This window comes from Crocinitomix algicola (assembly GCF_001661595.2).
Taxonomy (GTDB): Bacteria; Bacteroidota; Bacteroidia; order Flavobacteriales_D; family Crocinitomicaceae; genus Crocinitomix; species Crocinitomix algicola.
In genome coordinates this window covers 1-11595 of record NZ_LYPF02000035.1, presented here as the reverse complement: position 1 = coordinate 11595, position 11595 = coordinate 1, and the positions used below count along the sequence as shown (strand labels likewise).

Below are 11595 nucleotides of genomic sequence, written 5' to 3'. Positions count from 1 at the left end.
TTTGTAATTTTACCAGTAAGTCTTTGTAAGTGTGTATAGCTGTATTACTTCGTAAATTATGGTTGTCCGCAATCGTACCACAAGAATTATTTGATAGGGATGATGCCTGACTGGGCAATTCGCAGGAAAATTTATTCTTGGTTGTCCGCAATGATACCACTAAATTTTAAACATCTATTGATAAGTCGCGTTAGGGATTGGCGCAATTGTTTGAGCTCTTTGTCCGGCTCAGACGGACGGAAGCGAGTGCAGAAAGCCCGCCCCATGATTTATCATGCAAGGTTCAGCTTTTCAATTAATCATGGGGAACGCCCTAAATCTTGATTATATTGAATGTCATTTTATTTTAACGTATTCGATTTTATACTTTTGCTTGTTTCAGGTTTTCACTGAATATAGGTTTCTAATTGTCAAGAAACTTCTTGTCAATTTCCATCCGATGAAGGTTATTTAAATTTATATTTGTTTTCTATAAAAAAATGCAATGAAAAAAATTTCTGACTACAATTTTGAAGGAAAACGGGCGCTTATTCGGGTTGATTTTAATGTGCCGTTGAATAAAGATACATTAGAAGTTACCGATACCACTCGGATTAAGGCTGCAGTTCCTACAATTAAACGCGTGTTGAATGGGGGAGGATCTGTTGTTTTGATGTCTCATTTAGGAAGACCAAAGAATATTCCAGAACCTCGTTTTTCATTAAAAAATATTGTTGAATCGGTAGAGGAAGAATTGGGTCAAAAGATTCAATTTGCCACCGATTCAATTGGAGATAGAGCTTTTGAACAGTCGAGTAACCTGAAGCCTGGGGAAGTATTATTATTGGAGAATTTAAGGTTTCACCAACGGGAGAAAAAAGGTGCAGAGGATTTTGCTGAATTATTAGCGAAACATGGAGATGTATACATTAATGATGCCTTTGGAACAGCTCATCGGGCGCATGCGTCGACTACTGTGGTAGCAGATTTTTTTCCAAATGATAAAATGTTTGGTTATTTAATTGAGAAGGAAATTGAGAGTGTTGATAAAGTATTGAATTCGGATCAAAAGCCATTAGTCGCAATTGTTGGAGGAGCTAAAGTTTCGTCGAAAATTACCATCATTAATAAGTTATTGGATAAAGTGGATACACTGATTATTGGAGGTGGAATGGCTTATACTTTTGCGAAGGCACAAGGAGGGAGTGTTGGTAACTCCTTAATCGAGGATGATTATTTGGATACAGCTAGATCAATTATGGCTGAGGCGGAGCGAAAAAATGTAAAACTCTTGATACCTAGAGATACTTTGGCGGCTGATGAGTTTTCGGATGATGCCAATACGCAAGTTTGCAAAACAAATAATATACCTGATGGTTGGTTGGGGTTAGATATTGCGGATGAGGCTATTTCTGAATTTAAAGCGGAAATAGTAGGGGCCAAATTAATTCTTTGGAATGGTCCTATGGGAGTTTTTGAGATGAATAATTTCCAGAATGGAACGAAAGAGATTGCGCTTGCAGTTGCAGAGGCTACTCAAAATGGCGCTTTTTCACTTGTAGGTGGAGGGGATAGTGTAGCAGCAGTTAATAAGTTTAAGTTAAGTGAAAACGTGAGTCATGTTTCAACAGGAGGTGGTGCGATGTTGGAATATTTGGAGGGGGTTAAACTACCTGGTATTGCTGCTATTTTGAAAGATTAGTCATGAAGATAAGCGAACTTTATCAGCTATTTGAGTCTTGTGGTTATTTGTTTTCAACTGACTCTCGAAAAATTGTAAAGAATGGACTGTTTTTTGCATTAAAGGGAGATAACTTTAATGGAAATCAGTTTGCGCTTCAGGCGATTGATGAAGGATGTAGTTATGCTATTGTGGATGAGGCTGTTGCTTTGGGTAATGAAAAGGTGATTTTAGTTGATGATGTTTTAGTGACATTGCAAAAGTTGGCGAATTATCATCGTAATCAATTTCAAATTCCAGTAATAGGAATTACAGGAAGTAATGGTAAAACGACGTCTAAGGAACTTGCTGCTGCCGTTTTGATGAAGAAGTTTAAGGTGTTAGTTACGGAAGGAAATTTGAATAATCATTTAGGAGTGCCTTTTACTTTGTTGAGGTTACGTCAAGAGCACGAGATTGCCATTATTGAAATGGGTGCTAATAAGCCAGGAGATATCGCAGAACTAGTTGAAATCGCAGAACCGGAATATGGTATTATTACTAATATTGGTGCGGCTCATATCGAAGGGTTTGGTTCGCTTGAAGGAGTGAAAAACACAAAAAAGGAGCTCTATGACTTTATTGGTGAACACGAAGGGCATTTGTTTTTTAACGAGGAGGATGAGGTGCTTACGAATATACTCCCTTCAAACACGTCGCTTTTTGGTTATGGTGAGCGTGCAGGTCTTGTTCAGGGTAATTTAATAGCACAAAATCCTCAGGTTGAGTTTTTATGGTCAAATCTTGGATATAAGTCGCCAATTTTACAGACGAACTTGGTTGGAAAGTATAATTTCACAAATTTTTTAGCAGCAATTTCTATTGGTGTTTATTTTGATGTGGATAAGGAGTTGATTAATGAGGCAATTGTAGAATATGTGCCGTCAAATAACCGTTCTCAAATTACTAAAACTAAGAGGAATGTTTTGGTTGTTGACTGTTACAATGCCAATGCTACAAGTATGCGCGCAGCATTGGAAAGTTTTGTGATGATTAATCACGAAAATAAGCTTGTAATTCTTGGGGATATGCTTGAACTAGGTGATATTTCAAAGGAAGAGCATTTTAAGGTTGTAAACTTTTTAATTGAAAATAACCTTAAGGCTATATTAGTTGGAACGGAAATGGGGTTGGTTGCAGGTGAATTAGAGCATTTTCAAACCTGGGAAGAGTTGGTTGAAACCAAACTCCTTGAGTCAATAGATGATCATTATGTACTGCTGAAAGGTTCACGCGGAATTAAGTTGGAACGCTTAGTGGAGCATTTATAAAGAAAATAAAAGACTAGAAATAAAAAAACTGATTAACATTTTGCTAATCAGTTTTTTTTATCAATTCAGTTTCTTTTAGTCTGCCAAGATACTTCTTGAAATTACAATTTTTTGAATTTCCGAAGTTCCTTCATATATCTGCGTAATCTTTGCGTCTCTCATCATACGCTCCACTTCATATTCTCTTACATAACCGTAACCACCATGTATTTGTACTGCTTCAGTTGTAACCGTTTGAGCGATATCTGAAGCATACAATTTAGCCATTGATGCCGCTTCTGCGAAATCTTCTCCTTGGTCCTTTAAAGATGCTGCGTTCAGACACATCAATCGTGCTGCTTGCACTTGAGTGGCCATGTCTGCAAGTTTAAAAGCAATTCCTTGGTGTTTGTTAATTTCTTTTCCAAATGTTTGTCTTTCTTTAGAGTAAGCAATGGCTAAGTCTAAAGCTCCAGCTGCAATTCCCATAGCTTGAGAGGCAATACCAATTCTTCCTCCGCCTAAGGTTTGCATAGCAAACTTAAATCCAAATCCTTCTTCTCCAATTCTGTTTTCTTTTGGTACTTTTACATCGTTGAATATTAGCGTGTGGGTGTCTGATCCACGAATTCCCATTTTGTCTTCCTTCTCGCCAACAATAAACCCATCCATACCTCGTTCAACGATTATGGCGTTAATACCTCGGTGTCCTTTTTCTTTATCTGTTTGTGCGATTACGATATAAATTGAAGCTGAGCTTCCATTCGTAATCCAGTTTTTAGTCCCGTTTAATAAATAATGGTCGCCCATATCTATTGCTGTTGTTCTTTGAGAGGTAGCATCTGAACCTGCTTCAGGCTCTGATAAACAAAATGCTCCTATTTTTTCACCTCGTGCAATTGGTGCAAGAAATTTTTGCTTTTGCTCTTCAGTTCCAAAGCGCTCAAGTCCCCAGCATACTAAAGAATTGCATACCGACATGCATACAGCCATCGAAGCGTCAACTTTAGAGATTTCTTCCATCGCAAGTACATATGAGACCGTATCCATTCCTCCGCCTCCGTATTTCGGGTCAACCATCATTCCTAAGAAACCAAGGGCTCCTAGTTCTTTTGCTTCTTCTTCAGGGAATTTAGCGTGGATATCACGTTCAATTACACCTGGTTTTAATACGTTTTGCGCAAAATCTCTTGCCGCTTCTTTAACGGCAAGCTGTTCTTCTGTATACTTAAAATCCATTATCCTTGACTTTGAAATAAATATTATCTTGTTCCTCTTTTCGATTGTAGTTTTACCTATTTTTCGAAGCGTTGCAAATTTAGGAATTATTTAAGAAAATTTAGAGGCTTGTTAATAAGAAAGAGATTGTATAAGGTAATTGGTTTAATGTCAGGGACTTCTTTAGACGGTGTTGATGTTTCATTCTGTGAATTTTTGTTCGATGGCGAAGGTTGGAAACTTGCCCGGAATGTAAATCAAACTATTCCATACACCTTAAAGTGGAGAGAAAAACTCGATACAGCCATTTTACTACCTGATGCGAAGTTAAAATTGTTATCCAATGAATATGGACTATTGCTTGGACAAATTGTGAATGAGTTTGTGGCGAATCATAGGTTGGATGAAAAAATTGATTTCATCGCATCTCATGGTCATACGGTTCACCACAAGCCGCATGAAGGAATCACGGTTCAGATTGGAAACGCTGTCGAAATAGCGAAAGAAACGGGGCTGTTAGTAATCAATAATTTTCGAGAAAAGGATGTTAATTTAGGAGGACAAGGTGCTCCTTTGGTTCCTGTTGGTGATGATTTGTTATTCAATGAATATGAAGCCTGTCTTAATCTAGGAGGCATTGCGAATATTAGTTATGATTTTAATGGTAAGAGGGTGGCTTTTGATATCTCTCCGGCCAACCTGCCTTTAAATAAGATTGTAAGAGAAAGCCACCAAAAAGAATTTGATAAAAATGGGGAACTCGCGAGTAAAGGTAAGGTTGTTGTTGATTTGATTGAACGATTGAATGGGTTGAATTATTATAATCAATCACGGCCAAAGTCTTTGGGTGTAGAATGGCTGAATGAAAATTTTTATCCAATAATTGATTTTTATGCAAATCAAGGCTTAAATGCTACAGATGTCTTGCATTCTGTCGTGATTCATGAAACAGATCAAATAGCAAAGGTTATTAATGAAATAGGTGTCGCTTCGGTGTTAGTTACTGGGGGAGGGGCTTTTAACACATTTTTTATGGAGATCTTGTCGCAGAAGGTTAAAGCGAAATTAGTAATTCCGAGTAACGATTTAATCTGTTTCAAAGAGGCAATAGTGTTTGCTTTTTTAGGGGTGTTGAATTATTGTGATCAAATAAATACGTATAAATCTGTGACAGGCGCAAGTCGCGATTCTATTGGAGGTTACAAGACCTATCCTCCTCAATCATAAAAGTTTTCTCCAATCAATTCGGTAAGTGAAAATCTTTGTTAATTTTGCGCACAAAAATTAATTTTCATGATAGAACTATTAGAGAAGTTCGAAAACAAAAGACCAGAGATTGTTTTTGAATGGAAGGATGCGGAAACCGAAGCAGAAGGCTGGGTAGTCATTAATTCTTTAAGAGGTGGAGCCGCTGGTGGTGGCACTAGAATGAGAATAGGTCTGGATAAAAGAGAAGTCGAGTCTTTGGCAAAAACCATGGAGGTGAAATTTACCGTTGCAGGACCGCAAATTGGTGGTGCGAAGTCGGGAATTAATTTTGATCCACAAGATCCAAGAAAAGAAGGAGTACTGAGACGCTGGTATGCGGCCGTTACGCCTTTGCTTAAGCATTACTATGGTACAGGCGGTGATTTAAACGTTGACGAAATTCACGAAGTTATTCCGTTTACTGAAGATTGTGGTGTATGGCATCCACAAGAAGGGGTTTTTAATGGTCATTTTCAACCTCGAGAGGCCCAAAAAATAAACCGTATAGGACAACTTAGACAAGGGGTTTTAAAGGTGATAGAAGATAAGGAATATTCTCCCAATGTCGATAGAAAATATGTTATTGCAGACATGATTACTGGCTATGGTGTAAGTGAATCTATATTTCATCATTATAGTTTGTGGAACGATTCTTTGAAGGATAAGAAAGTTATCGTTCAAGGTTGGGGGAATGTCGGTTCTGCAGCAGCTTATTATTTAGCTCAACACGGAGCTAAAATTGTTGGTATTATTGATCGAGTTGGAGGTTTGATTAATGAAAAAGGATTCGGCCTGGATGAAATAAGAGACTTGTTCTTAACTAAAAACGGAAATCAATTAAACGCACCAAACCTATTATCTTATGATGAGGTAAATGATAGAATCTGGGATGTGAAAGCCGATGTGTTTATTCCTTGTGCAGGATCAAGAATGATTACGCAAGATCAAGTTGACCGTATGATAAATGCCGGTGTAAATGTTATTTCTTCTGGCGCAAATGTACCGTTTGCTGATAGTGAGATTTTCTTTGGTCCGATTGCGAATTATACAGATGATAAAATTTCTGTAATTCCGGATTTTATATCTAATTGCGGTATGGCAAGAGTATTTGCCTACTTGATGAGTTCTGATTTAGAAAAGTTAACCGATGAAGGCATATTTGCTGATACCTCTAATACAATTAAAGAGGCATTGAAAAAAGCATATGATGCTAATCCAAATAAAACTAAAATAGCGAAAACAGCTTTTGAAATAGCTTTAAATAAACTAATCTAAAAATAAATCATGGGAATTGAATACATAATGGTAGTCGTATTCGTAGTAGGATACTTAGCGATTGCCCTAGAACACAACATTAGAGTCGATAAAGCAGCATCGGCACTTTTAATTGGAATGGTATGTTGGGGATTGTATGCAATTTGGCCGTCGGAGCATTTGAAAGTAGATGAAAGCAAAACGGTTGAACAGCTAGTCAACGATAAAGAGCTGAGAGAAAATAATGAAAAGTTAGCAGATTATTTTCAGCATGAAGAGGAGGAATATCGAGAAGAAGTTTTTAAAAATCCTGAGTTGTACGTGGGAAAAGAAAAGATTCCAGCAGAAGAAACACCAACTTACGTTCATCATTATGTAGAGCATGGACTTTCTCACCACTTATTCGATATTGCAAGTATCCTATTCTTTTTATTAGGAGCGATGACGATTGTCGAGCTGATTGACGCGCATGATGGTTTTTCAATTATTACGGATAGAATTAATACGTCAAGTAAAATTAAATTGCTTTGGGTAATTTGTTTGTTGACTTTCTTTATGTCTGCGGCACTCGATAACCTTACAACTTCCATCGTAATGATTTCTGTAATAAGGAAATTAATTAATGATAAAGAGACTAGATGGTTGTTCGGCGGTTTCATAATCATTGCGGCAAATTCAGGAGGTGCTTGGTCTCCAATTGGAGATGTAACTACAACAATGTTATGGAATAATGGGCAATTACCTGATTCTGGGATTATCATAACCAACCTTATTTTGCCATCGTTAGTCGCTTTAATTGTTCCATTAATAGCAGCTTCTTTCTTTGTAAAAGGAACGGTAGCACGACCAGAAAAATTTGAGGCTGTAGGACATCAAACATCAACCCCAGCAACTTGGGAAAAGAATTTTGTTTTCGGATTAGGGTTGGCCGGTTTATTATTTGTTCCTGTATTTAAAACCGTAACACATTTACCTCCTTTTACTGGAATGATGATGAGTTTAGGTGTTTTATGGATGGTGACAGAATTGTTACATGCCAAAAAAGATCGCAAAGATAAACAAGGTCTTTCTGTTGTGTCTGTCTTACAAAAGGTTGATACTGCAAGTGTTTTGTTTTTCTTAGGAATTCTAATGGCTGTTGCTGCTCTGCAAGAAGTTGGGCACTTGGCACATGTAGCACACTTTTTAGATGCAACTTTTAACCAGAATATCTATTCAATAAATATGTCAATTGGATTATTGTCTGCAATCGTAGATAATGTTCCTTTGGTTGCAGCAGCTCAAGGTATGTATGAAGTTTCAACCGGAGACTTTGCAGTGAATGGTGTTTTTTGGCAGTTCTTAGCGTATTGTGCAGGAACTGGGGGAAGTGCCTTAATTATTGGTTCTGCTGCAGGTGTTGCAGTGATGGGATTAGAAAAAATCAACTTTGGTTGGTACCTTAAAAAAATTAGTTTATACGCTATTGTGGGATACTTTGCAGGTGCTGCATGTTATTACTTTATGTTTGCCGTGTAACAAAAGTGAAAAGTACCCGTTAATTAACTTAAAAGAAAAATTATTATGAGTGCGTTAGCCGTATTAATTCAAGAATCAAATCCGGAAGTTGCAGAAACATTAGCAGAAGGAGCAGGGGAAGTTGAAAAAATGACCGAAAGAATTCCTGTGATGGAATTGGTTATGGATGGTGGCTGGGCAATGATTCCGCTTGTAATCCTTTCCATTCTGACAATTTATATTTTTGTCGAACGATTACTGACAATCAATAAATCCCTGAAAGATGAAAAGGATTTTATGGTCAAAGTAAAAGATTATTTAATGGATGGTAAAGTTGATGCAGCTCGTGATCTTTGTTCACAAACGAATAACCCTGCAGCAAGAATGGTTGAAAAGGGTATTTCTAGAATCGGTAAACCAATGCGAGATATCGTAAGTTCAATTGAAAATGTAGGTAAATTGGAAATTTATCAATTGGAAAAACGGTTGAGCTTTTTAGCAACTGCAGCTGGGGTTGCGCCGATGATTGGTTTCCTCGGTACAACGTTGGGGATGGTGAAAACTTTTTTCGCATTAAAATCTGAAACGAACTTAGAAATCGGAACAATTTCCGGTGGAATTATGGAGGCTATGGTGACCACAGTGGCTGGTTTGGTTGTCGGAATTATAGCATACTCTGCTTACAATTACCTTGTAGCAAAAGTGGATAAAGTGATTCATACAATGGAGGGTGCTTCAATCGAATTTTTAGATTTATTGAACGAACCAGGAAAATAATTGTAGTTAGTAAAAAGGATGAATTTAGGAAGAAGAAATAGAGTTAAAGCAGAAGGAGGAATGTCTTCAATGACGGACCTTGTATTCTTGTTGTTAATCTTCTTTATCATCATGAGTACAATGACAGAGCCAGGTATTCCAGTAAACCTACCTAGTGGTCCGTCCAGTGAAACTGGACCTGAAAAGTCGGTACTAAATGTTGGAGTTACTCCTGAGAATAAATACGTTCTTACGGATGATCCAACTATAATGTATGATTATGAAGAAATAGAGCCAATAATCATTGCTAAAATGGCTGATGATCTTACGGATAATGATAAAATCAAGATTTCAGGTGATCGAGATGCAGATTATCAATTTGTATTTCGTTTAATTGCCTTGTCAAAGCAGAATAAATGGAAGCCAATATTGGTGTTTGATAAATAAAAAAAGGAAGGAGTAGGATATGAAGTTTTTAGCATTATTTAAAGAAGAAGATCATCGCAAAGCATTATATGCTTCGTTGATTTTTTCTATGTTAATGATTTTGTTTTTTCTTTTGGTTGCGTTCGAACAACCAGATCCTCCTTTAGTGCAAGAAGAAATTGAAGTTGAATTACCTGAGGTTGAACTTGACCTAGGGTCTCAAGCAAAAGGTGGAAGCACGAGTACAGAAACTCCGACCACAACACAAACTCCCACAAATGTTGAAGAATCGGCTCAAGCGGTAGAATCACAAGAGGAAGAATCAACTTATGTGCCTTCAGGAACGGGATCATCCCAAACGGATAATACACAAGAAAGTGCTCCTGAACCTGACGAGACCTTCGGATTTCCGGGTGGCGGAGGAGATGGTACGGGTACAGGTAATGGCACTGCATTTGGTCAAGGAGATGGAGTAGGTGGTGATGGTGCAGGTGATACGCCAGGAAGTGGTACTTATAACCCCGATAGAAAAGTTACAAAAGCTCCTTCATTTAATGCCAACGCGCAAGAAGAAGGTGATGTAGCACTCGATATTTATGTGGATGAAAATGGAAAAGTTATAAAAACAAGGTATAACCAGTCTAAATCCAATACAGGTAGTCAATATTTAATTAATTTGGCTGAAAAAGCAGCAAAAACAATGAAATATAGCCCCAAACCGGGTAAGCCTTCGGAGTATGTGGGGTATAAGGTTTTTTCTTTTATAAAATCCTAAATGACGTATCAAAGTTCTGTTGATTGGTTATTTAAGCAAGTACCCAATTATCAACATCAAGGAGGTTCGGCTTATAAGCCGGGCTTCGAACGAGTAAATCAATTATTGCTCTTACTTGATAATCCGCACAAAAAATTAAAGACTATTCATATCGCTGGTACCAACGGAAAAGGTTCAGTCTCGCACATATTATCAGCGATTTTTCAAAATCATGGATACAAAGTCGGTTTATTTACAAGTCCTCACATTAAAGATTTCACCGAAAGGATTAAAATTAATGGGATAGCCTGCAATTCAAATTATGTCGTTGATTTTATCAGTCAATTTAAAGTTCAAATTGAACAAATTGGTGCGTCTTTTTTTGAAATTACAACCGCCCTGGCGTTTCATGTTTTTTTGATTGAAAACTGTGATATTGCTATTATTGAAACGGGTTTAGGAGGACGTTTAGATTCAACCAATGTTCTGCTACCTGAATTATCTATCATTACAAATATAGGTTTCGATCATACCGCCTTTTTAGGCAATACACTTACTGCAATTGCGACTGAAAAAGCAGGCATTATAAAAAAAGAAATACCAGTAGTTATTGGCGATTGTGACGATGATTTAAGAGAAGTGTTTGAAGAAAAGGCTAATGAAATGGAATCTGATATTCTTTTTAGTAAAGATGTGCGACAAGTGCCTATGGAAACCGATTTAATAGGTGTTTATCAACAAAGAAATATTCATACTGCATTAACTGCTTTGTCTTTTTTGAGCAATAAGTGGAAGCTTAATCAGGAACGAATTCATGATGCATTATTGAAAGTTCAAAGCTTGTCAGGAATTCAAGGTCGGATGCAATTGTTACAAGAGCATCCAAAAATTATTTTGGATGCTGCACATAACGCCGCAGGAATAAAAAACCTTTTACTCGAAGTAGGTGAAATGGACTATAATGAACTTTATATTTTATACGGGGCATCAAATGATAAAGATTGGGAAGAAATTATTCTAAGTTTTCCAGAAAATGCAAATCTGATTTTAACGGAGTTTGATTCCAAAAGATCCGTTAAGAAGGAGGAGTTCGAAATTTTTTTAAAAAAAACGAAAAAAAATAGTTTCGTAGGAAATTCGGTTGATGAAAGCTTAAGTGTGTGTAAGTCAATTGCTAAAAATGGTGATATGATTTTAATTTGCGGAAGTTTTTACCTGATGGAAAAAATAATTTAATTTTTTTTTGAATTTTCCATTGTTATAAAGAAAAAGCTACGTATATTTGCACCCGCATTGCTGATAACGATACAGCAACAAAATGCAAAGAGTGGGGCTCTTAGCTCAGTTGGTTCAGAGCACCTGCCTTACAAGCAGGGGGTCACTGGTTCGAATCCAGTAGGGCCCACAATTCGAAAAGCCCCTATTTTAGGGGCTTTTCTGCGTTTTGTAACTTCGTTTTTCAGTGTTAAAACCCAATGGAACGGATCAAGACC

10 protein-coding genes and 1 tRNA gene are annotated in these 11595 nt (G+C 37.1%); 10 read left to right on the top strand and 1 reads right to left on the bottom strand.

All coding sequences use genetic code 11. From position 1 onward, the window contains the following. The first annotated feature begins 484 nt into the window (after positions 1-484). Positions 485-1681, top strand: a complete 1197-nt coding sequence (locus A8143_RS16365) for a phosphoglycerate kinase (protein WP_070138630.1) — start codon at positions 485-487, stop codon at positions 1679-1681. A 2-nt stretch (positions 1682-1683) separates the two neighbouring features. After that, complete coding sequence (locus A8143_RS16360; protein WP_070138629.1) at positions 1684-2970, top strand: UDP-N-acetylmuramoyl-tripeptide--D-alanyl-D-alanine ligase; 1287 nt, start codon at positions 1684-1686, stop codon at positions 2968-2970. Between the two features lie 75 nt (positions 2971-3045). On the opposite strand, the gene A8143_RS16355 is transcribed toward A8143_RS16360, so the two are convergent. Beyond that, positions 3046-4188, bottom strand: coding sequence for an acyl-CoA dehydrogenase (locus A8143_RS16355; RefSeq protein ID WP_070138628.1), 1143 nt, complete (start codon positions 4186-4188; stop codon positions 3046-3048). Between the two features lie 126 nt (positions 4189-4314). Here A8143_RS16355 and A8143_RS16350 point away from each other — a divergent pair, with 126 nt between their 5' ends. From A8143_RS16350 to A8143_RS16315, 8 genes are all read left to right on the top strand, one after another. Further along, positions 4315-5394 (top strand): anhydro-N-acetylmuramic acid kinase, encoded by a 1080-nt coding sequence (locus tag A8143_RS16350; protein ID WP_139134412.1) that lies wholly within the window; start codon positions 4315-4317, stop codon positions 5392-5394. 66 nt (positions 5395-5460) lie between these two features. After that, on the top strand, positions 5461-6690 hold the full coding sequence (locus tag A8143_RS16345; RefSeq protein WP_070138626.1) for a Glu/Leu/Phe/Val dehydrogenase dimerization domain-containing protein: 1230 nt from the start codon (positions 5461-5463) through the stop codon (positions 6688-6690). Positions 6691-6699: 9 nt separating this feature from the next. After that, positions 6700-8187, top strand: coding sequence for a sodium:proton antiporter NhaD (gene nhaD, locus A8143_RS16340; protein WP_070138625.1), 1488 nt, complete (start codon positions 6700-6702; stop codon positions 8185-8187). Between the two features lie 45 nt (positions 8188-8232). Beyond that, the gene (locus A8143_RS16335; RefSeq protein ID WP_070138624.1) at positions 8233-8943 is read left to right on the top strand and encodes a MotA/TolQ/ExbB proton channel family protein; all 711 of its coding nucleotides are present in this window, start codon (positions 8233-8235) and stop codon (positions 8941-8943) included. 18 nt (positions 8944-8961) lie between these two features. Further along, positions 8962-9369, top strand: coding sequence for an ExbD/TolR family protein (locus tag A8143_RS16330; protein ID WP_070138623.1), 408 nt, complete (start codon positions 8962-8964; stop codon positions 9367-9369). A gap of 19 nt (positions 9370-9388) precedes the next feature. Next, positions 9389-10123 carry an energy transducer TonB gene (locus A8143_RS16325; protein ID WP_070138622.1) on the top strand — a complete coding sequence of 245 codons (735 nt, stop codon included), beginning with the start codon at positions 9389-9391 and terminating at the stop codon, positions 10121-10123. After that, positions 10124-11338 (top strand): bifunctional folylpolyglutamate synthase/dihydrofolate synthase, encoded by a 1215-nt coding sequence (locus A8143_RS16320; protein WP_070138621.1) that lies wholly within the window; start codon positions 10124-10126, stop codon positions 11336-11338. 94 nt (positions 11339-11432) lie between these two features. Further along, positions 11433-11507 (top strand) — tRNA-Val (locus tag A8143_RS16315). Positions 11508-11595 lie beyond the last annotated feature (88 nt).

What these genes read in the sequence shown, in the direction of transcription:
- A8143_RS16365 (WP_070138630.1), top strand. Translation starts at nt 485, where the DNA reads ATGAAAAAAATTTCTGACTACAATTTTGAAGGAAAACGGGCGCTTATT.
- A8143_RS16360 (WP_070138629.1), top strand. Translation starts at nt 1,684, where the DNA reads ATGAAGATAAGCGAACTTTATCAGCTATTTGAGTCTTGTGGTTATTTG.
- A8143_RS16355 (WP_070138628.1), bottom strand. Translation starts at nt 4,188, where the DNA reads ATGGATTTTAAGTATACAGAAGAACAGCTTGCCGTTAAAGAAGCGGCA.
- A8143_RS16345 (WP_070138626.1), top strand. Translation starts at nt 5,461, where the DNA reads ATGATAGAACTATTAGAGAAGTTCGAAAACAAAAGACCAGAGATTGTT.
- nhaD (WP_070138625.1), top strand. Translation starts at nt 6,700, where the DNA reads ATGGGAATTGAATACATAATGGTAGTCGTATTCGTAGTAGGATACTTA.
- A8143_RS16335 (WP_070138624.1), top strand. Translation starts at nt 8,233, where the DNA reads ATGAGTGCGTTAGCCGTATTAATTCAAGAATCAAATCCGGAAGTTGCA.
- A8143_RS16330 (WP_070138623.1), top strand. Translation starts at nt 8,962, where the DNA reads ATGAATTTAGGAAGAAGAAATAGAGTTAAAGCAGAAGGAGGAATGTCT.
- A8143_RS16325 (WP_070138622.1), top strand. Translation starts at nt 9,389, where the DNA reads ATGAAGTTTTTAGCATTATTTAAAGAAGAAGATCATCGCAAAGCATTA.
- A8143_RS16320 (WP_070138621.1), top strand. Translation starts at nt 10,124, where the DNA reads ATGACGTATCAAAGTTCTGTTGATTGGTTATTTAAGCAAGTACCCAAT.